Source organism: Nostoc sp., assembly GCF_036917415.1.
Taxonomy (GTDB): Bacteria; Cyanobacteriota; Cyanobacteriia; order Cyanobacteriales; family Nostocaceae; genus Nostoc.
Genome location: NZ_JBALDJ010000021.1, coordinates 127412 through 149360, shown reverse-complemented (window position 1 = coordinate 149360; position 21949 = coordinate 127412). Strand labels below are relative to the sequence as shown.

Genomic DNA, 21949 nt, shown 5'->3' with positions numbered 1-21949 from the left:
GCCCCAAGTGACCACAGAACCATCTTCTTTCAACGCCGCAAAGGCAAAACCTGTAGAAAAGATATTGGTGACACCAGTAAATTGGCTAGTGACTGTACTGCTATCTCCTCCAGAGCTACTATTGCCCCAAGTGACCACAGAACCATCTTCTTTCAACGCCGCAAAGGCATAATAATTTCTATAGGTATGACCATCTGTTATCCCACCTCTTTGTCCGCTTGGTTCTCGTAATAAGCGGGTGTTGCTGGTGGAGTAGAGATTAAGGGCTGTTGGGGAAGCTAACACACCTGGATATTTTGCTAACCCATTTACTGTCAAAGGCGGATTCATTTTCCCTCCGCCTGATTGAATATCCAACTGCCAACTTCCGCCTTGAGTTGGTGCGCCAACTTTACCCGCAGCTGCAAATATTTCTGCTTTCGTCAACTGCGCCAATTCGCTAATAAACTGGGTATCTTTGCCGACTTGGCAACTGTAGAGGGCAATTTCGGCAACGTGCCACTGTTGCAATAATTGGGCTTGTGTTTTGATTTGTTGGCGATTGATTGGCAATGCCCCAATTTGCAAGACTCCGGGGGTTCCGTGGGCGGCAATGGCTAACCGTTTTGCTCCTGTTTGTGCTAACAAGTTTGTAATCACTACTAGTGCATCGTCTTCGGGTGTGAGAGTATAACCCAAAGCCTTAGGTGACAAGGCAGCATAAAGAATCTCAAGATCCTCAACACGGCTGTCAAAGATTACCAATGCTTCACACTCAATCAATCCTATTTGTAGCTTTTGATACTTGCAAAGACGATCTAAATTAGAATTATACCCAATGCTGAAGTTACGTTGAGGGGCTAATGATACTGTTGTCATAGTTTGTTTCTATTTCTATAAATTGCTGACCAGCTAAAAGCTTGCCCAATTCGAGATTTTTGAATGGGGTGCAACAGGTATTTCTATCCTGTAGTTGTGAACAATAATTGCAGTTTAGTTCTGCCTTCAATTAGCTGTATACTTGATAACTCTTCTTCTTGATGGATGTCAAATATTATGTTGTTTAGTGACAAATAGTATTCCGCTAACTTTGCTCTTGAAAGTCAGGTTCTGATTCGGTGAAATTGAATAATGCCAAATCCACTTTTATAGAACCCATTTGGGATATATAGCAAGGGACTGGGGACTGGGGACTGGGTGAAAAGTCTTTTTGTGTCTAAGTTTTATCGTAGGTCAAAGGGTTTAAGACCTTTCTGTTACAAAGTTCAGAGCGGAGGAAACCTCCGCTCTGACTTTGCGCTACGTCTATACGTAGTCCTAGTTTTAGTCGGGGTTTAAATCCCCGTCTGAAAATGTCTTTAATTTTGAATTTTGAATTTTGAATTTTGAATTGTTAACATCTGTTGATGTCCTAATCACCAAGACTTGTGCTATATAAAAAAATCCCGTTGTCAGCAGTGACGACAACGGGAGTATGTAGGATTTTTTATAATCTATCGGTAGGCAACTTGTGGGCCTGCCCAAATTTCTGTCACCTTTTTACCAAAAGTAATCGGGCGATCGCTGTCTGTTGTAGTGATAGTCTTACCATCATTAGCAACTTGCATTAATGGCCAGTTTTCCTCGCCCAATTCCCCTGCACGGAATAACACGCGATCCGGTTGGCTTTTACTCCAGCCTAACAATACGGCAACTTTTTCATGCTCTTCCTCACTAACAGGAGCTACTGTGTTAGCGTGATTTTTTTGCCGATCCCAAATCACTGCACTATCTGTAGAATCACCTGTGTTAAATATACCTTCAAACTTGCGTGCTAAGAAGCGATCGCCTTTTTCTGACCAGCTAACTGGAACTAATACCCCAATCTTACCGCTCGTATCGGTTTCTTCTGAAGACTCTACTTTTGCAGCTTTTACCTTTAATAAAGGATCGCTAACTGGAGTTGTTGAAGCCATCACCCACAATTTCTTAGTGTGCATATCTTGGACAAACATAACGCTGGTGACACGGCTGTTGTACATTTGGGGTTTTACCTCCAGTTGCACTCGGCTATAAACAGCATATTTACCATCTGGAGAAATCACGGGTACGCTGCGATAGTGACGCACTCCAGAACCACCATTAGAAGCAATAGCTTCTTGAGTTGCTGTAATCCATTTCCAAGGAATCGGATGAGGACTACCGATGGGATCTATTTGTTCTGCTTGGGACTCATCAACTGGTTCTACAACAGGTATTTCGGTCGTTGTAGTTGATTGGGATTCTCTAATAGTTGGTGCTACTTGAGTTGCTGTCAATGATTCAGTAAAAGACTTTTCTCTAGAGAGATAATTTTCTTGTCCTCTCAAAGACTTGACATTAGCAGCTTTAAGTTTGCGTATTAAATTAAGTTGACTAACAGGAACATCTGTTGATGGTGCGAGTTCAACTGCTGCCAAAGAATCGGGAACAGTTACATCGCTTAAATCTAAATCGCTGCTTGACAGATAATTATCTACTTGAGCCGAAGACTCAATTTTATCCGCTGGTAATACTTGCGGTTTCTGAACAGCAGTACTTTGGGTTGGCACAGAGTCAAATTCTTCTGTTGTCGATTCGATTTGATCTGTTTTTAATGTTTCAGCTATCTCAGGTTCCCCAACTACAGCTATTTCCTTTGATACAGAGTCAGATTCTCCAGCCATCGAAGTTAGTTTATGTACTTCGGATCTTACTGGGATCGAGTGAGCCGATGCTCCTAATAAAGGTGCAAGCAGTATCGCAACGACAACGTAATTGAGAAATGGTTGTGTGCGGAACCATCCTGACAGCAAAAGGGGTTTAAGCATTTGTAGACTCTCTAGAGGGGGCAATTGCTATGTGAGAAGCAATACATTAACAGCAATGGGGCAGGTGGTAGTTATATGTATAACAAGAAACTAAAACTAATGACGAGATAATATCTTTAAAGTTTGCAGAGTTTTACAAAAATTAAGTATCATTGTCTACACCTTTTCTTACTAAGGTACTGAATATTTTTTGGCAAAAATATGCGAGTATAGTAAATATGCTGAGAACTCAGTAATTACTACACGATATATAATGTCGCTATACTCGACCACACCAAAAATAAGTCTTAGTTAAGAAATATTTCGGGTATAGTTTGAGGAATGAGGCTGGCAAACAAGAGTGAGATAACTTAGTTATCGGGGATCGTACTAGCGATCGCTAGTACACAGCAAATAAGCTAGGTTACACACTAAATAAAACAGCGCAAACCCTCATGATGGTAAACGTGAGGCGTTAATTAAAAACCTGGGAAAGCGGACGCATAATACATCATACTCAGAAGATATTGCTATCAGCAACCCAAAGTTATAAATTGCTATCTAAACTACAAAAATAGTTAGAAGACGCAATATTTTTTCGGAAATTTAACTACATTTAAAGCTAATTTCGGGAAGACGATCGGGAACACAACAAAATTCACTCGGTAGATGCTCTAGCGACTCGCAAAGAAAAACCACTAAGTGATTAGTTTCACTAGAGGCAAATGCGGCTGATACTAGCTGTTACGCTTGTCAACTTAACCCGGCAAGTTAATCAAGCAGCTTTTGGTTTCATGAATACGAAAATATTGTACCACCAAACAGCCAATATTATTTACAGCGAACAACTGTATTTTGCAACTGCGTCCCGAATACAAGAACCTGCTAGATGCTGGCTTAGTGAATTCTGTTTCAACATACAACTTAAATGTTGTCAGTTATCAGAGGCGCACTTACGATTAACTAATGACTGACGACTAACAACTACTAATTATTAATGAAAATTGTATTTTTTGGTACACCCCAGTTTGCTGTACCCACCTTGGAAAAATTATTGAATCATTCAGAATTTGAGGTGTTGGCGGTTGTCACCCAACCAGATAAACGCCGGGAACGCGGAAATAAACTTACACCTTCACCTATAAAAGCGATCGCAACTGCTCACAATTTACCAGTATGGCAACCCGAACGGGTGAAAAAAGACACTGAAACTTTAAGCAAACTCAAACAATTAGATGCAGATGTATTTGTCGTTGTCGCTTATGGACAGATTTTATCGTCAAAAATCTTAAATATGCCGAAATTGGCTTGCATTAATGTGCATGGTTCGATTTTACCCAAATATCGCGGTGCCGCGCCGATTCAGTGGTGTTTGTATAAGGGGGAGAGGGAAACGGGGATCACTACCATGTTAATGGATGTGGGGATGGATACCGGCGCAATGCTCCAAATAGCCACTACACCCATTGGATTACTGGATAATGCCCAAGATTTAGCCGACAGACTAGCGGGGATCGGTGGGGATTTATTGATGGAAACTCTGTTGAAGTTGGAACGTAAAGAAATTCAACCAATTCCCCAAGATAATTTAGCAGCGACTTATGCACCTTTGATTCAAAAACCAGATTATGCTTTGGATTGGTCAAAAAGCGCGATCCAATTACACAATCAAATTAGAGGCTTTTACCCTAACTGCACGGCTACCTTTCGTGACAACTTGTTTAAAATCACCGCTTCTGCTCCCCTTGGTTCTGTAGGCGATCGCGATCTCCCAGCAGAATTGCAAGAATTGATTCATAAACTGCCTGATTTGTCAAATGTATCCGAGCAACCCGGAGTTGTAGTCAGTATTGCCAAAGGAATTGGCGCGATCGTCCAAACTGGGGAAGGTTTGTTGCTGTTGCGAGAAGTTCAGCTAGCCGGTAAACGTCCCCAGTCGGGATGGGATTTTGTTAATGGTACGCGCTTAACTGTAGGAGAAGTTTTTGGTACGGGAAGCTGACGGGGATGGAGGAGATGAGGGAGATTATGGAGAATAATTTTTAGCTCCTAACTCCTGTACAGACGCGATTAATCGCGTCTCTCCTAAGACTTTTCATAAAAGCGGCAAGATTCGCAAGGGCCATCTGGGTTGACTGCACAGCGAATGAGTTCTGAATGAGCATTGTAGCAGCAGGTGGCATCACCGATTACCCAACGTCCTGCTACCAAACTTTTCTCAGATGGTCGTTTAGCAGACTGTACATAAATGGCAATATTATGCAAGCGGTAGCGCCCAGCTTGAAGTTTGTATCTATGGCGGCGTTCTAAAACCGCGTAGGTTTTGCCTTCAAAATCGAGATAGTTTCCGGGTTGGGGTGTCCAATCAAGTTGCACTCTACCAAGGGACTCACGCGGGTGCGTCAAAATCACCTCAGTTTGTAAAGAGTCTGACTCCATAAGCTTATGTGATTTGATTTACATTACAAGGATGGTATCGCGATCGCTTTCTTTAGCTTACCGAATTTAAATTACAATTAATGATTAACTAAATTTGCGAGAAATATACATAGAGTAGGGATGCACTGCTGTGCTACCCTACAGATTACGGCAACCAGAAGTTAGGTAGGATAGATTTACTGAATTTACGCAAAGTTTGGTTGAGCGATCGCGCCACTTGGATATGCACTTCATCCTCTTCTACAGCTAAAATCTCAGCTGGCTGACCTTCTCCTAAATAAGACACCACCAAATTCGCCGCCTCTAAACCAGTAACATAAGCTTTTTCCTGCGACCAGGAACCATGACGGTTCACAATCCAATCCCCACTCATAAATACATTCTCAAAACTTGTCTTAGCGGGCAACATATAACGATAGCTACCAGGTGCAAAGTGAGTCACCGCTTGAGGTAGCCGAATTACACTACTATCAATTATCTTTGCCTGCCCAAATGCTGGTATACAAGTTGCTAAATAACCCTGAACTATTGCTAAAATCTCCTCATCGCTCAAACCTAGAAACTGATTTGCGTGATAGAAATCAGCTTCAATCACTGTTCCTGGCTCATCCCGATATTCATCATGTAGAGCATTCAAATCAAAAAACGTCCAACCTGTACTTGCGTCGAATCCAAAACAAGCATTAGAAGGACGAGGAATATCAATTTTGCGGTCAAACCATAGTCGCGTTGCTAAAACATCAATTGCTCCTAAATTGCTCAAACTACGGAATTCTTCACGGCTTTGTAAACTCGGGCTAGTTGAGACAATTTTTTTCATCCCCGTTATCCCAACCGCAAAAATCACGGCATCTGCATCAAAAACTTCATCACCGCAAACCACACCCTTGGCTCGATGATTACTATCAACAATTAAATCTGTAACCCGTCGCTTAGGTAGCACTCGCACACCAGCTTTTTCGATACGTTCCACCCAAGGACGAAATATTTTTTCTCCAACAGTTCCGCGACACCAAACTACATCAAAATCCGGTTGATGAGCCAGAATAAAAAAGTAAAGCATCCCTAAAGTTGCGGCGGCTGAACATTGTTCACCAGGGGCAAATAAGCCCACTAATAACATCGGTTCAAAAGCCTCGCGATAAAGTCGTGCAGAAACGTTAAAGTCTTTGAACAATTCACGGGCAGTTACAAAGTCATAGCGCCGCCAAGCTGCATCAGAATTGTCAAAATCAATAACAGAATAAAGTAAAGGCAGGGCACTGAGACGGTCAATTAGTGGCAATCGTTTAAACTGTGTGTAGAGAAAAGTTCCCAGTGGCGAGGGGAGTCGCGGTAAGTCTTGAAAAATTGGTGATTCAACTTCCAAACCTGCTGGCGAATATTGCGAAGAACGAGTCCAAGTAGTAAAAGGATTAATTCCTAATTCATTGATTAGAGAAAAAATATTTCTGTAAGGATACCAGAACCCATGAATGCCAGCTTCAACAGATTTTCCGGCTGTTGTTTGCCAACCTGCCACCAATCCACCAGGATAGGGGCCTGCTTCGAGAAGTGTCACATCATAACCTTGTTTTGCCAAATGGTAGGTTGCTCCTAAACCAGCCCAACCAGCACCTACAACTACCACCCGTTTTTGTTGTAACCCTCCTACCATCACAGCCTCCAATTGTTGCAGTCCATCAACTAATGTATACGAACTTGTGTTCTAATCGGGCAAGGCTTGTTATTATAACGGTTTTAACTTGGATGCAATAGGAGATTTGGTAGCACATCTGTGTAGCCTCACCATATTCCAGCGAATTAAAATAGCTATAGACTTTAAAAAAAGGCTCAGGGGAAGCGGTTCAGTCAAAATCACTTGCGGATAATGCTGAGTTAAGAGTATAACAGAAAACAGACTTAACTATTGATGAGGAATAATCAGAATGACTCGATTAGCAAATGTAAAATTTAATTTGAATGACTTTGAATTACGAGATGGCATTTATTTTCCTAGCGATTATGAACAATTAACTAATACTCAACATAAAAAAACATGGGACGCAATTGGTAAAACATATTATGGTTCCCAAAAAATTGAAAAAATTGCAGCGACATCGCCCATTAAACAAGATTACACTCTGCTAACTGGTACGCCTGGAGGTACTTGGAACAAATTTCCGTTGAATAAATCTGTCGGTTCTATTCTGGAAATTGGTTCTGGTTATGGTCGCGCACCTTTACATCTCTCGAAAGCGAAAAATCTGAGATGTGAGAAATATTACGGCATTGATATTTCTGAACCTTTATTGCGGCGGTTAATCAAAGTTAAACAAGAATACAATTTTTTCCCAGAAGCTGAATTTCACTTGATTTGCACTTCTGCTGAGACATTGCCTTTAGAAGATAATTCTATAGATTTGGTAATTTCTAACTGCGTTTTTATGCATATTCCAGATGCACAATTAAGAAATTTATTGGCTGATATCACTCGTGTGCTAAAACCTGGTGGAATTTTTGTTTTTAATCATTCCTTTCACAATAAGTCTTGTCCTTCTCATATTATCCATAATTTTATCAGAAGGCTGAACCCATTTGTGAGAAATCCAGTTTATCTCAAACAATATTCAGCTGCTGAAATAGAAGAAATGTTAGCTACTGCTGGGATGAAAGCTAAGTGTCCAGAATACATTGTCGAACCAACAGCAGAATATGCAATTTTGCCGGAAACCATCAAAGGGATTCCTGTGCCATTTGCTAATGCTATCAACAGAAGTCTCAAGCCATCAGATAATTTAAAAGAAACTTTGGCTTACGGTTTTAGTGCCTACAGTACTCAACTGGATTAATTAAGAAACTCTCTGGTTGTCACAATAAACGGAATATAAATAATCTACATGAGCACAACATTGTTGTGCTTTTACTTTTACAAGAAATGCCTTTTAATTCCAATAATTATCCATAGATGATTATGATATCGTGTCTGATTAATTAGTTATAATTCAATACGCTTGGGTTAAGGGTTATTGGCGTAGTCTTTCAAGATGCGATAAATCACGTCTCTACATCAAGGTTTTGGGCTTATCTGAACTGTATTGATTTTTAAATCAAAACCTTCTCGACGACAAATAATGTCATAGTAAACTACAGATTTAATAGATTGCCAAAAGGGCATTAATATTATGTTAGTGATTAAAATTGAAATCATCAGTAGTAATGTACTGATAAACATTTTATTTTCATTAGCCCAATCTCCAGATAACAATAGGGAAATTAGTTGTATTAAAATGTTGAATCCTTTACTATAAATCAACCATCCTAAAATTTGTATAGGTAAAGTAATTACAAATGATATGAATATAATGGCAATAATCCGCCATGTTAAACCCTTGCTTAATTCTCTACTTCTCTTAATTGCGCCAATGAAGTTAGTATCATCTTCTATTGCTAGAGGTAAATCAGTAATGAAGAAACGCGAGTAAAACCACAGAGGGCTGGAATAAACAGCTATAGCTGGCAGAATAATGATGATTCTAAATATAGTATTGTCAAAAGGATTTGCTTGATTGATTGGTTGAGATATGGCACCAAAAATTGTTGCTAATATTCCATATATTATTACGGCAATTATTAAAATTCCAATGTAAAAAATAAAAAATTGTAGTAAACATATTAATATAACTAGAATTGCAGTTATGAGAAATTGCCAAAATCTTTTTTTAATCTGAATTTTTGCAAATCTTGAGCTTTCAGGCTGACCACTAATTTCACTAAACGCTAAACGGGAAATTAAACCAGCGAACGCATAAAATTTTGCCCAGCCATAAATCGGGACTATTAGCCATAAATGGGCAAATAATGACAAGCGAGAAAATTTTTTGAAATTTGAACGATATAGATAGCTAGCAAGGCTAACAATATTACCAATATTAAACTGCTGCGTAAGATTTGGAAGCATAGTAACTAGGGACTAGGGATTAGGGATTAGGAACTAAGCTCGACTTTATCCAAAATTAAGAACTCGGTTTTCTTTCTCCGGCAAAAAACCTGGTTTTTTAGCAAATGCTTTTTCCACGTCACAGATTATGGATGAAGTTAAAAAAATAAAACCATTGCCCCACAAAGGTTTAAACTTAAGCGATCGCGTTGCGAAAAAAATGGATAAAGTCGAGCTAAGAGGATGTTTTAAAAGTTGGAACTAGTCAAAAATCATGCAAGTCGTTTGATCATAATACGAATCATGGCAATATAGATGAATGTCTCTGAGGTTTCAGGAAGGCGTTCATAATCCAATACGGTTCAGTAAACGCTAAAAAGCTTAGTAGTGATGTTAAATCTCCGAGCTTCGACTCGTTGTCGAACCTGATATTACTTCTAGTTATGAGAAGTTCATGGCTGTCCAATGAAGATTAGATTTGCCAAAACTTGTACTTTTGTTAACTCGCGCACGAGACGTTGAGCTTGATGTTTATAAAGTGGTATCGGTAACACTCTAGGCAAATTATTCATCCGCCTAGCAGTAGTGGAACTACATCCCGTAATCAAAACTATCTCTTCAGCACCATACATAATGGTATTTGTAGTCAGAGCTTTTTCAATCTGCACCTGCCAAAGACGAGGCAGCATTTCACCCCATTCAATTCGCTGCAAACTACTGCTTGTAGCTAAAACAATTAAGCGATCGCCAGCGAATTGGAGTTGACGGTGGTGGCAGCAATAGTTCCCGACAATATTTGTTCAAACAAGATTTGCAAGCCTTGGTCAACGAACTCGGCATTGAAGTTTGGATAGTTTTTGGGATTTCCTTTATTGATTGTGATGTATTTTACCAACTTTTTCCAGCATATTAAAGCTAAAGTTGGTAAATTAGGGATTAGTTGAGCTAATTCATCCCTACGCAACTATGCCATTGGATTTATCGCCTCTTTGGATATCACTCAAGACTTCATTACTTGCCACATTTATCACCTTCTTCTTGGGTATCGCTGCTGCCTACTGGATGCTAGGATATCGTGGCAAAGGTAAATCGTTGATTGAGGGTATCTTTATTGCGCCCCTGATTTTACCGCCCACAGTTGTCGGTTTTTTGTTGCTGCTATTTTTTGGTAAAAATGGCCCTGTAGGGAAATTCATGGAGGCTTTTGACTTCACCATCGTCTTTACTTGGTATGGTGCAGCGATCGCAGCCACGGTAGTTTCTTTCCCTTTAATGTATAAAACTGCACTGGGAGCCTTTGAACAAATAGATGGTAATCTGCTGCGAGTAGCTAGAACCCTTGGTGCAACTGAAGCTACAATCTTTTGGCGTATCAGTTTACCCTTAGCACTACCCGGCATTGTGGCGGCTACAATGCTCGCTTTTGCCCGTGCTTTAGGAGAATTCGGCGCTACTTTGATGCTGGCTGGTAATATTCCCGGACAAACGCAGACAATCCCAATGGCGATTTATTTTGCAGTGGAAGCGGGAGCAATGAATGAAGCTTGGTTTTGGGCGATCGCAATTATGGTGATTTCTCTATCTGGAATTATTGCAGTCAACTTCTGGCAAGAATTGAGGGAAAAGAGGAGGGGAGTGGGGGGCGGGGAGCAGGGGGCAGGGGGCAGGGAGCAGGGGGCAGAGGGAGCAGGGAGCAGGGGGCAGGGGGCAGAGGGAGAGGGAGCAGGGGGCAGGGGGCAGGGAGCAGGGGGAGAAAATCTTTATACTCCGCACACTAGCTTTGAATCTGGTGGATTGTTTGTCAACATTGAAAAAATACTTCCTAGCTTTGATTTAAAAGTTGCTTTCAGTACTGATGAGCAACCCTTGGGATTGTTAGGAGGTTCTGGAGCAGGTAAGAGCATGATTTTACGCTGCCTTGCGGGGATAGAAATGCCCACAACCGGGCGCATAGTTTTAAATGGCAGAGTTCTGTTTGACTCGGAACAAGGAATTAATTTACCCAGTCGCGATCGCCGCATTGGTTTTTTAGTGCAGAATTACGCTCTGTTTCCCCACATGAGTGTGGCGCAAAATATCGCTTTCGGCTTGCCCAAAAAACTATCTGCTGGGAGTATTAGAGTGCAGGTAGAGGAGCAACTATTAGCGATGCAGTTGCAGGGATTAGGCGATCGCTATCCGCACCAACTCTCAGGGGGACAACAACAACGGGTAGCTTTGGCAAGAGCATTAGCAAGTCAACCGGAAGCGCTGCTTTTAGATGAGCCGTTTTCCGCACTTGATACCCATCTACGGAGTCAATTAGAGCAGCAAATGACAGAAACTTTAGCTGGCTACCAAGGTGTGACTTTATTTGTCACCCATAATATGGAAGAAGCTTATCGGATTTGCCCAAATCTGTTGGTATTGGAGCATGGTAGAGCCGTTCATTATGGCAGCAAATATGATATTTTCCAGCATCCTGCTACTGTGAGTGTTGCTCAACTCACTGGATGTAAAAACTTCTCAAGTGCTGTTCTCCAGTCATCGCAACAGGTGGAAGCGACTGATTGGGGTTGTACTCTGCAAGTAATTGAACCTGTCAAAAGCGAATTATCCCACATCGGCATTCGCGCCCATCAGTTCATTTTTACCAACGACTTATCACAGGAAAATACTTTTCCCTGCTGGGTAGTACGAACAAATGAAACGCCTCATAGAATGACATTATTTCTCAAACTACATTCGGCTGGCAAGAATTCTCAAGATTATCATCTGCAAGCTGAAGTCTTCAAAGAAAAATGGGCGACGATGAAAGATCAACCTTTTCCTTGGTATGTGCGTTTAGATCCCCTGCGGTTGATTTTGATGGAATGAACGCAGAGATAGACGTAATATCATGTCCAGATAGAATGGTTAGCTTATCGGATGGCAAAGCCTATTCTGTCTATTTTATCGATTCTATACGTATGCAGCAAGATTTAGACTCGGAGGTAGAATTGGGTTCTCCTTTTTTGGCTCCACCAGGATTGATTGTTATACCAGAGTTAAGCAGAAGTGCAATGGAAAATGCGATCGCTCTCTCCACAACTTCTACATTGTCTCAATTTAAATAAAAATAAAGGGGCGATCGCTTTTTTGCCGACAGCTTAATGCTTAATGAGAGTTGATAAACTGTTCAATCGCAGACCGAACTTTAATATTTTGCTTGTTAAATGTAACTTCTCCGTACTCAAGATAGCATTCAGCAGCCTCTCTGAGGTCAAGACATTTTTCGGGATTGTCCATCTCTTCGGTGATGTATTTATAATTCTTGTCGTCCTTTTTTAAAATGTACTTGTTATAGGGCTTCTTTAGCAGTTTCCGCAGTCTACCTGATTGTTTTTTTTCAAACCGTTCGTTTAGATCGAAATCCAAACGCAGATAATTTTGACTACCTATGCTATTAAATATGCGCCGAGAAATATAGTTTGAATTTTCCGCAGAAGGGTCTAGGAAAATATTAGGTATATTCTTTGCCCAATCCAGGAGTCCCCATTTTTTGATCTGGGAATATGTATAAGGACAAGTTGTTCGACCAGTTCCAATGGAGAGAACAGCAATTTCCTCTATCTTGGGTCTGGTTTTGCCAAGGTCACTTATTTGCATAGATAAAGCATGGGCGATCGCAGCCAACTCTGGGTTATTAGCCGCTACCCCACCATCAATGTGGGGAAGAAAGTCCTCGGAGTTGTAGGGGAGTTTGTAAGGAGGGAAAAATGTTGGTGCTGAAGCCGAGGCGGTGCATATTTTCCATAGTTCAGTATTATAGTACCATTCTTTATCGTCGTCATTCGCAAACCACGTTGTGTTTCGGGATAAAACGTCATAAGCAAGGATCAAAAGATTTGGTTGCTTGATCTCTGCTAATGTCGGGCATTTACCCTGAAGAATCAAGTTTTTTTTCAAGACCTGAGCCAACCCCTGCTCTCCACGCTCGTGGGGATATAACACATAACCTCCGAGAATTTGACTCAACCACCGCCATTTTCGCTGCCGACGTACCGACTCTAGGAAGATATCTTTTCCTTGTTCCTCGTAGATGTTAATCAGTTCCTGAGCTTTCTTCTGACAGGCAATTCCCGCAGCCAGAATTGAGCCAGTGGATGTCCCAGCAATCAAGTCGAAATATTCATGTAATTTCTGCCCATTTTTCTTTTCTTTCAGTGTTGTCTCTATCTCTTTTAAAATTGTTGCGGATATAACTCCACGGATGCCACCCCCATCTAAACTGAGAATTTTAAACGTCTTTGACATATCGAATTCCTTGTTAATTTAGTTAGTTCTGTATCTCAGACGATATCCAAAATCAATTTCTGAACTTTTTGAGTTCGAGACATTTTTTCCCTAACCCGATCCACCCCACCAGCATCAAGCACAAGAAGCATTTCATACACAGAAAAAGCGATCGCATTCTCGATGAATATCCACACAGAGATTATGAGTTAGTCTTGTCAGCCAAGCCTTAAAATTAGCAATTTCCCCCGCATACTTTTGCACCTTTTCCCAAGCTTTGAGCATCGTCCGACTCAGGGCATCTTCCGCATCAGTCAGATTTCCACCCATCCACTTGAGACAGCAACGATAGAGATAATCTCGATATTGCTGCCATTGTTGCCAAAACCTTTTCCCTGAATCTTCAGAGTTATTCCGCAGGCAGGACGTAACAGATGCAACCACTGATTGATAATTTGACATAACTTTTGACCTGGTAGTGTATGCAGTTGGTGCAAAATTAATGCCTTCAATTCCTGATGTGCTAGGGGTTAGAGTATAAAATGTGGTCTGAGAATCAAATAATGAGGTAGTGATATACGCATGATATCTGCGTGATATCCGCTGTGAATATAACATCCCTCTCAATGGGTGTCCTCAGTGAAATCATTGACTTTGATTAAAGAATATTAAATTAACGTGAATTCTACGGTTAGAAAAAGGCAAAAAGCTTGCTAGATATGAAGCGCAAGAAACTGGGCAGGTAATGACGTACTCACAGGTGGTGCGGGTGCTGACAGATTCCTTGACAACACTAGTCCTGCTTTTAACGGCTCTGCTATTGGTCTAGATATCATTAGTGACTTCAACAGATGCCAAGGTGACAAAATTGTACTGGATAAGACTAGCTTTAGTGCGTTCCCGCTTCTCCTGTCGGAGACGCTACGCGAACGGGTTGCCGTAGGCATCGCTTCTAATCCCAAAACTATTTTAAGTAATATTAATGATTTTTAAAGTATTGGTTTAGACTTGCATCAACCGAGAATTTTAGAAGTTCTTACTTCAAGCGCCCAGACCCTAAAGAGTCTGAGCGCTTGAATATTAGGTTGCAGATAAACTTCTGCGAGGTAGGGGAATTATGCGGGCATCATGTGCATACTTCTGCAAGACTCTGCACACTTACGGCAAGCAGCAGCACATTCCATCATTTTCGCGTCATCGCTCATCATCTCACAAGCCATTGCAGTGCGATCGCACATTTCTGCACAAAGCATACAAGTACGTTCCATGAACTCAGAACCGCTCATCATCATGTTCATGCACATCATACACATTTCAGAGCAATCACGCATCATGCTCATCATGCTCATCATGCTCTTGTCCATCTGCTGACCACCTTTGCTCATGCAATGAGTCATGGTTTCCATACACATTTTGTGACAGTCCATACAAACATCCATGCAAGTTTGCATTTCTGGAGTCATGGTTTCAGTCATCATCATCATCATCGGAAATACCTCCTGATTTTTTGATGCATAAAATAGTGTCCCCGGAAGGACTACTCATCACATTAGTCTTATCCTTTTAAAGAGTCAATGGGGTTTTTAATCCAGAATTTTTAAGCCTACTATCCCGATATAATTACCGGAAATCTGAACTAATTCTACACTAGTTTGGTGTTGTTTTGTTGGGTACTACTATACATTAAGGCTTAGAAACGCTCGTTTCGGAGTGGGGTTTCATGTGGCAAGTCAACTTTACTTGGGGATCAAAAGTTAGAGTTAAATTTAACTCGAAAATAATGTTATTATTTTTAACAAATGAATGCCTAAACTAAGCATTTGTAAATTTATATTAACCGATGTTTTATTAACTTATATTAATTTGAAGATATATGTCCTGAAAAATTCCTAATTCATAATGAAATTTCAACTGCACTTAAAACAAAATTTTCTCAAAAAAAGTAATTTTCACAAATTACATAATAATATAATGTCGGTTATAGATTTGATTGCAATTTGAGTAAGCGATCGCTCGCTGCTTTTAATGTCTCAGGTCTTTTGCTAAAGCAAAATCTAATCAATGAATGTCCTTTTTCTGGTTGGCTAAAAAAGCTAGAACCGGGAACTACAGCAACACCGATATCTTTAATCAGATGGTAAGTGAATTCAATATCTGTTTTATAGCCAAATTTGGAAATATCTGCAAGAACATAATAGGCTCCTTTGGGAACGAACTAGGGAATCCCAACTTGGTCTAGAATTTGTAAAATGCTGTCCCGCTTTTGATGATAAAGTTTGCCTAGTTCTTCATAATAGGATGCTGGTAATTGCATGGCAGCAACTCCGGCTCGTTGCAATGGTGCAGGTGCGCCAACGGTGAGAAAATCATGGACTTTGCGAATCGCCCCTGTCAATTCGGGGTTTGCCAGAATGTAGCCGACTCGCCATCCAGTGACGCTATAAGTTTTGGACAAACCGTTAATAGTAACGGTGCGTTCTTCCATTCCGGGAAGGGTCACTAGGGCAATATGTTGAGTGCCGTCATAGAGAATATGTTCATAGATTTCATCAGTGAACGCTAACACATCCCATTTTTGACAAAGTTCAGCAATTAGGGTGAGTTCTTCACGGCTGAAGACTTTACCTGTAGGATTATGAGGTGTGTTGATAATAATTGCTTTGGTATTGGCATTGAAAGCTTGACGCAACTGTGCTTTATCAAATGTCCAATGGGGAGGATGCAGTGTCACGTAGCGGGGTATAGCACCAGCTAAAATCGCATCGGAACCGTAGTTTTCGTAATATGGCTCAAATACAATTACTTCGTCACCCGGATCGACTGTCGCCAGCATCACAGATGCCATTGCTTCTGTGGAACCACAAGTAACGGTGATTTGGGTTTCGGGATCGATATCTAAGCCGAGATACCAACGGACTTTGTTGGCGATCGCATGACGAAATGAGCGATCGCCCCAAGTAATGGCATACTGATTAACATCTGCCTCTATTGCCTGATATGCTGCCTGTTTCAACTCCAAGGGACAAGGAAAATCAGGGAATCCCTGCGCCAGATTTACTGCATCGTGTTGCAGTGCCACCCTGGTCATTTCTCGAATCACAGACTCTGTAAACTGTTCTGCCTTCGCTGATATTTTTTGCCGCCCAATCTTACTCACCCCTATACCTCCGTCGATCGTTATTGCCGTTATCCGGGAATTTCTGTAACCCAGACAAAAACCATAATATTGATAGATTTATCGTAGTATACTCAAATCTCAGATCCAGAGGGAATGCAACCTTATAATCTATATACTTAATTATTGAGATTAATAGTCAATTATTGAAGTACCGATCCAGAATCATCATGAAATCTTTGCACCGTCCCGATCTGTATAGCTGGTCTAATTTCAATCCGGCAAGAAATATTGATTTCAATGGGATTGCCTGGATTCGCGCAGATGGCAACATCTTGATTGACCCAGTAGCCCTATCAAACCATGATTGGAATCATCTAAAATCCCTCGGCGGTGTGGTTTGGATTGTGCTGACGAATTCTGAGCATATCAGGGCAAGTAAAGAAATTGCCGATCAAACCTATGCTAAGATAGCTGGCCCGATTGCAGAAAAAGACACTTTCCCTATACCTTGCGATCGCTGGCTATCTGATGGTGAAGAATTTGTCCCAGGACTGGAGGTGATTGAACTCAATGGTTCTAAAACTCCCGGTGAATTGGCTTTGTTACTGGAAGAGACAACTTTAATTACAGGGGATTTAGTTCGGGCACGTAAAGCAGGTAGCTTAACGATTTTACCAGATGACAAGCTGCTGAATCGAAAGGAGGCTGTTGCTTCTGTGCGGAGGTTGGCTCAACTGAGTCGGGTAGAAGCAGTGCTGGTGGGAGATGGTTGGCCCGTCTTTCGGGATGGACGCGATCGCTTGCAGGATCTTGTAGCGACATTGTAAATGAGTGGGGGCGATCGTCGGTTTGAATGTTGGGGAAGTTGAGGCAATACTTTCTGCTTAACAGACTGTTGCCCAAACTCCTCCAATTCTTTACAGAAGCGCTGCTTTGATTTTGCTACTAAACCGCGTCTACCTTGAAAACTATAGTTTTTTGGAATTAGAGTAAAGCTCATAACTCAAGCTACGACCGAATAATATACTCTGCTTAAAAACTCCAGGTTTCAAAATCGACGAGGTTTAATACTGAAATCTGATGGCACTATCAATAATTTGTTACCAATATATTAACAGTTAATAACTTGACCGACTAGCTAAATCAAGAGGGGAAGAATGAACAGTCGCCGCGTTGTCATTGTTGGCGCTGGATTCGGTGGGTTGCAAGCTGCTCAATCTTTAGCTGATTCTGGTGCAGATGTATTGTTAATCGATCGCAACAACTATCACACCTTTGTACCGTTGTTGTATCAGGTTGCGACAGGTCAATTAGAACCTGAGTACATTGCTTACCCTATCCGCACAATATTACGGCGATTCTCTTTCCTACGGAATAAGTCTAAGGTGCAGTTTTTGATGGCTGAGGTTGAGCAAATTGATTTTTCAAGGCAAACTGTTGAAACAGATAGTAGTTCAATCACCTATGACTTTCTTGTGCTTGCAACTGGAAGCCAAACCCAGTTTTTGGGAGTTCCTGGAGCTTTAGAATATGCTTTCTCGATGAGAACGCTAGAAGAAGCAATAGCAATCCGAAATCATATTTACTCTTGTTTTGAGAGAGCTATCCAGGAATCTGATTCATTACGACGCCAACAATTGCTGACGTTTACCATCGTTGGCGGCGGGCCAACGGGTGTTGAGGTTGCAGGTGCTTTCGTTGAAATGCTTCGAGGCCACTTGCGTCGAGATTATCCGACACTTTTGCAGCAAGTCAGGTTGATTCTCGTGCAATCTGGCGATCGCTTATTGGCCGATCTGCCAAAGAAGTTGGGAGCTTACACTTACAAACGATTACATCAGCTAGGAGTGGAGGTTTATCTGCAAACAAAAGTGACTAGAGTGACTTTTGAATCTTTACATCTGCAAAACGATGAGGTAATAGCAACTGCAACCGTCATTTGGACTGCGGGGTTAGAAGCAAACTCTCCTACAACATCAGAGGAGGTATCTTCAGCAAATAAGGGAAAGTTACTTGTTCATCCCACCCTACAATTGCTAGAGCAACCCAATATTTATGCCATTGGGGATCTGGCATATATCGAACAGAACGGTAAACCATTAACTGGGGTTGCACCAGAGGCACTTCAGCAGGGTGTTGCTGTAGCCCGAAATATTCAGCGGCAATTTCGAGGTAAATCACCAGAGCATTTTAGCTATTTCAATAAGGGAAGATTAGCGATTATTGGCTGTTATTCAGGTGTAGGAAAAATTGGCGCATTTGCCTTTACGGGATGCTTGGCTTGGCTGATGTGGCTAGGAGTTCATTTAGTATATCTTCCTGGCCATCGCAGTCGTTTCCTAGTATTACTTACTTGGCTTCACACTTACTTCTTCGGCGATCGCTCAGTTCGCTTAATTCTGTCTATGAAAGAACGTTAGCTCTCAAAACCGCTAAGTGCTTCCCAATTTCTCCTATTGAAATCAATTACAGTCGGCGTACCATAGTTTGAGTTCAGGCAATGACTAAAAATATAGCGGTTCTCGTTTACGTGAGGTACACCCGTAGGGGCACGGCAGTGCCCATGCGTGTCAACTTCAGCCGAAAACTATATCAGACAGGCGTTTTGTAAATCCCTCACGCCCTCATCCCCTAACCCCTTCTCCCAAGGGAGAAGGGGAATTGAATGTCTAGCTCCCCTCTCTCTTGGGAGAGGGGCTGGGGGTGAGGGCAAAATGTCTTCACCAAGCGGGTTTAGCGTTAAGTTGACACCAATGGGCAGTGCCGTGCCCCTACACTCGTGATGTAATGTTGTACTGCATCTGAATGGGAACCGCTATAGAAACTACATTAGTCTCAAATCAAAAGATGTTGCGATCGCCTATTTGTTGCTGCGAATTCTCATCGGTGTGAATTACTTTAATCACGGATTCACTCGCATTTTCAACATCCCTGGATTCGCTGAAGATACTGTCAAAGAACTAGCAGATTCTTATTTTCCAGAATTTCTGGTGAGAATCAATTCTTACCTAGTGCCTCCTGTAGAGTTAATTGTAGGCGTGTTGATTACACTTGGGTTAGCAACCAGAAGCGCTTTGATTGTCACCTTTGTCCTAATGATCGTTCTGAAGTTGGGGGTGACATCGATACAAAACTGGGGTGCAGCTACTTCGATGCTTTCTTACGGGATTGTGCTGTTTATCTTGCTTGCAGGTAGCAGCTTTAATATTTACTCCCTCGATCGCTGGAGAAAAAAGAGACAAAACCTTGTAGACTCAGGAGCGAATCGTGAACAAGGTAGGGTCAACTTCTTTAGGAATAACTTTTGAATAAAACGTCGCCTACAGAATCGTTTACCCAATCATAGTACTTTAAAATAAAGAAATATTAGTAAATTAGTAGGGGCGCACAGCTACCTGTACGCCCCTACTAGTAGATTGTGGTTCAAATAGATGAAAAGGCTCTCAGAAGAAAATCAAACAACATCGTATCATGGTAGTTAGTAGCATTTATGTCTGATACTTTCTTTTTTGCCATAAAAAAATATCAGGTAAGTAATATCCTGATTTCCTGACGGCAGAATGGGAAAGCTTTTACTGATTCACCTAGTTGGAGAACGCTGATGTCGAAGGAAAGAAAAAGTAATAAAGAAGCTAAAAAACCTAAAAAAGATCCCAAAGACAAAAAGGAGAAAAAAGACCCAAACAAATAGGACGATTTAGGTAAATAGTTATAGCGAAGACCAAGAGTTGCATTTCCTTAAATTGACAATACTTAGTCCATTAGCACTGAATAGGAAAAGTTATTGTCAAAAATTTATTCACCCTTGGTCAAGCTCCAAAATCTGATGATTTAGGTTGTGTATGCGATGTCACAACGGGCTACGTCTACGCAACTTATCAAGCAGGATCAAACTTCAGCGAAACACCGTTCATGCAGTAGCGCTTACCAGTGGGTGCAGGGCCATCATCAAAAACATGACCCAGATGACCACCACAGCGACTACAATGTACTTCAGTTCTGGTCATAAACAACGACTTGTCTACAGTCGTAGCGATCGCACCTTCAATGGGATTAAAGAAGCTAGGCCAGCCAGTACCACTATTAAATTTGGTATCAGATGTAAACAGTGGTAGTTCACAGGCGGCACAATAATAAGTGCCTTGGTCGTATTCCTTATCCAATGAGCTGGTGTAAGGGCGTTCAGTTCCATGTTTACGCAAAACATTAAACTGTTCTGGCGTTAAAATCGTGCGCCATTCTGACTCTGGTTTGGTAACTTCAAATCCACTATTAGAAGTTGTCATTGCTTGTGACCCCCTATTGATATACCTTGATAACAATGCTGTGCCGACTATGACTGCACTAGCTTGTAAAAAATAGCGTTTGTCCATATATCTATTATTTTCTATTTTCCGGTTCCCTGGCCAATCAACTCCAGTACGGAATTCCCTACATGAATGACTATAATCAGCGATCGCTCTGAATCAGCCCTGATAAACTGATTAAAATTTGCTAAGAAACAACAAATTATTTTTTAATAAAATACTAGGCGGCAATCCGATCGATTTGACCTAATTTTGGACAATACAAGTATAGTTTTCAACTAGAGCATAACGATAGATAATAGACCTCTTGCATAAATCAAAAATAAAGAACCCCACCCCGCATTTGAGTAAAGCAAACGCTCCCCTCCCCGATGCCTTGGGGAGGGGTTGGGGGTGGGGTGTTAGGGACTTATTGCAAGAGGTCTAATCAATCATCTTCATCAGAGGTGGTTGTGAGATCCTGAGTAATCCCCTGCTTACCCTGACTCGTCAGAAATACAAATACACGATTGAGCCGCTTCACCCCACTTAGGGTAATCAGAGTCAGTAAGCCTCCCAATAATCCCATTTGCCACAGACCACAACCAATTGCAGCCCCCAATCCGGCCGCTGTCCAGATACAGGCGGCTGTAGTTAAACCCTTTACTTTTGGCGTTGCAGATTTTCTTGGAGACTCTTGTAAAATCAATCCGGCTCCGAGAAATCCAACCCCGGTAGCTACACCTTGAATTGTGCGACTCAGTGCATTAGTAGCAGCATAGGGACTCTCGCCCTCAGCCTGCAAAGGAATCATCACGAATAGTGCTGCACCCATACTCACGAAAATGTTCTCATCCCTGCTGGTCTACCCCCTTGCTGACGGTTAAATCCAATCAAGCAACCAACTAAGAGCGCCAAAGACAATCTAAACGCTATATGTGGCCAATCGTTGGCAGCAATAAACATTGGCCCCATTGCATTATTTCTCCTAGAGACAGAACGGAATTTTGCGCCTATTGCCAGTGGACTCGATAGCTACCCACCTACGTTTCTAGCTGAAAACTAAGTACATTAAGTCAATCAGCTTGTCGTACATTAAGGTTAATTTAATAAAAGCTTAGGCATAAGTAAACTAATATACACAAAG

20 protein-coding genes and 1 pseudogene are annotated in these 21949 nt (G+C 41.4%); 7 read left to right on the top strand and 14 right to left on the bottom strand.

Annotated elements, in window-relative coordinates; translation table 11 throughout:
• Both V7K41_RS02730 and V7K41_RS02725 read right to left on the bottom strand, forming a co-directional pair.
• On the bottom strand, positions 1-858 hold an 858-nt coding region (locus tag V7K41_RS02730), incomplete at its 3' end, for a DUF4347 domain-containing protein (protein ID WP_334845608.1).
• A 614-nt stretch (positions 859-1472) separates the two neighbouring features.
• Positions 1473-2807 carry a hypothetical protein gene (locus tag V7K41_RS02725; protein WP_334845607.1) on the bottom strand — a complete coding sequence of 445 codons (1335 nt, stop codon included), beginning with the start codon at positions 2805-2807 and terminating at the stop codon, positions 1473-1475.
• A gap of 976 nt (positions 2808-3783) precedes the next feature.
• On the opposite strand from V7K41_RS02725, the gene fmt reads away from it, so the two are divergent.
• A complete protein-coding gene (gene fmt / locus V7K41_RS02720; protein WP_334845606.1) occupies positions 3784-4788 on the top strand; it encodes a methionyl-tRNA formyltransferase in 1005 nt (334 codons plus the stop codon).
• A gap of 83 nt (positions 4789-4871) precedes the next feature.
• Here fmt and V7K41_RS02715 read toward each other — a convergent pair whose 3' ends face one another.
• The gene (locus tag V7K41_RS02715) at positions 4872-5225 is read right to left on the bottom strand and encodes a DUF6464 family protein (RefSeq protein WP_334845605.1); all 354 of its coding nucleotides are present in this window, start codon (positions 5223-5225) and stop codon (positions 4872-4874) included.
• 145 nt (positions 5226-5370) lie between these two features.
• On the bottom strand, positions 5371-6882 hold the full coding sequence (locus tag V7K41_RS02710; protein WP_334845604.1) for a hydroxysqualene dehydroxylase: 1512 nt from the start codon (positions 6880-6882) through the stop codon (positions 5371-5373).
• A 271-nt stretch (positions 6883-7153) separates the two neighbouring features.
• Here V7K41_RS02710 and V7K41_RS02705 point away from each other — a divergent pair, with 271 nt between their 5' ends.
• Complete coding sequence (locus tag V7K41_RS02705) at positions 7154-8056, top strand: class I SAM-dependent methyltransferase (protein WP_334845603.1); 903 nt, start codon at positions 7154-7156, stop codon at positions 8054-8056.
• 218 nt (positions 8057-8274) lie between these two features.
• On the opposite strand, the gene V7K41_RS02700 is transcribed toward V7K41_RS02705, so the two are convergent.
• The 4 genes and pseudogenes from V7K41_RS02700 to V7K41_RS02690 all read right to left on the bottom strand — a co-directional run bounded on the left by V7K41_RS02700 (position 8275) and on the right by V7K41_RS02690 (position 10108).
• Complete coding sequence (locus V7K41_RS02700; protein ID WP_334845602.1) at positions 8275-9165, bottom strand: hypothetical protein; 891 nt, start codon at positions 9163-9165, stop codon at positions 8275-8277.
• 251 nt (positions 9166-9416) lie between these two features.
• Positions 9417-9503, bottom strand: a pseudogene (locus tag V7K41_RS32785) (IS5/IS1182 family transposase); the annotation flags it as partial.
• A gap of 93 nt (positions 9504-9596) precedes the next feature.
• Entirely contained in the window at positions 9597-9833 is a 237-nt protein-coding gene (locus V7K41_RS02695) for a hypothetical protein (protein ID WP_334845601.1), read from the bottom strand.
• A gap of 47 nt (positions 9834-9880) precedes the next feature.
• Complete coding sequence (locus V7K41_RS02690) at positions 9881-10108, bottom strand: hypothetical protein (protein WP_334845600.1); 228 nt, start codon at positions 10106-10108, stop codon at positions 9881-9883.
• A gap of 2 nt (positions 10109-10110) precedes the next feature.
• Here V7K41_RS02690 and modB point away from each other — a divergent pair, with 2 nt between their 5' ends.
• Both modB and V7K41_RS02680 read left to right on the top strand, forming a co-directional pair.
• Complete coding sequence (gene modB / locus V7K41_RS02685) at positions 10111-12000, top strand: molybdate ABC transporter permease subunit (protein ID WP_334845599.1); 1890 nt, start codon at positions 10111-10113, stop codon at positions 11998-12000.
• Between the two features lie 35 nt (positions 12001-12035).
• Positions 12036-12239, top strand: a complete 204-nt coding sequence (locus tag V7K41_RS02680) for a hypothetical protein (protein WP_334845598.1) — start codon at positions 12036-12038, stop codon at positions 12237-12239.
• Between the two features lie 40 nt (positions 12240-12279).
• Here the strand turns inward: V7K41_RS02680 and V7K41_RS02675 are convergent, their stop codons facing one another.
• From V7K41_RS02675 to V7K41_RS02660, 4 genes are all read right to left on the bottom strand, one after another.
• Positions 12280-13419 (bottom strand): patatin-like phospholipase family protein, encoded by a 1140-nt coding sequence (locus V7K41_RS02675; protein ID WP_334845597.1) that lies wholly within the window; start codon positions 13417-13419, stop codon positions 12280-12282.
• 132 nt (positions 13420-13551) lie between these two features.
• The gene (locus V7K41_RS02670; protein WP_334845596.1) at positions 13552-13860 is read right to left on the bottom strand and encodes an RNA polymerase sigma factor; all 309 of its coding nucleotides are present in this window, start codon (positions 13858-13860) and stop codon (positions 13552-13554) included.
• Between the two features lie 653 nt (positions 13861-14513).
• Positions 14514-14885 (bottom strand): four-helix bundle copper-binding protein, encoded by a 372-nt coding sequence (locus V7K41_RS02665; RefSeq protein WP_322727073.1) that lies wholly within the window; start codon positions 14883-14885, stop codon positions 14514-14516.
• A 728-nt stretch (positions 14886-15613) separates the two neighbouring features.
• Positions 15614-16555 (bottom strand): pyridoxal phosphate-dependent aminotransferase, encoded by a 942-nt coding sequence (locus V7K41_RS02660; RefSeq protein ID WP_334845595.1) that lies wholly within the window; start codon positions 16553-16555, stop codon positions 15614-15616.
• Between the two features lie 188 nt (positions 16556-16743).
• Between V7K41_RS02660 and V7K41_RS02655 the strand changes: the two genes are divergently transcribed.
• The 3 genes from V7K41_RS02655 (at position 16744) to V7K41_RS02645 (ending at position 19824) form a co-directional block, all read left to right on the top strand.
• Positions 16744-17343: an MBL fold metallo-hydrolase gene (locus V7K41_RS02655; protein ID WP_334845594.1), complete on the top strand. Its 600-nt coding sequence runs from the start codon at positions 16744-16746 to the stop codon at positions 17341-17343.
• Positions 17344-17673: 330 nt separating this feature from the next.
• Positions 17674-18936 (top strand): NAD(P)/FAD-dependent oxidoreductase, encoded by a 1263-nt coding sequence (locus tag V7K41_RS02650; RefSeq protein WP_334845593.1) that lies wholly within the window; start codon positions 17674-17676, stop codon positions 18934-18936.
• 444 nt (positions 18937-19380) lie between these two features.
• A complete protein-coding gene (locus V7K41_RS02645; protein ID WP_334845592.1) occupies positions 19381-19824 on the top strand; it encodes a DoxX family protein in 444 nt (147 codons plus the stop codon).
• Positions 19825-20394: 570 nt separating this feature from the next.
• Here the strand turns inward: V7K41_RS02645 and msrB are convergent.
• Positions 20395-20889, bottom strand: a complete 495-nt coding sequence (msrB, locus tag V7K41_RS02640; protein WP_334845591.1) for a peptide-methionine (R)-S-oxide reductase MsrB — start codon at positions 20887-20889, stop codon at positions 20395-20397.
• A gap of 361 nt (positions 20890-21250) precedes the next feature.
• Positions 21251-21637 (bottom strand): MgtC/SapB family protein, encoded by a 387-nt coding sequence (locus V7K41_RS02635; protein ID WP_442943104.1) that lies wholly within the window; start codon positions 21635-21637, stop codon positions 21251-21253.
• Positions 21638-21949 lie beyond the last annotated feature (312 nt).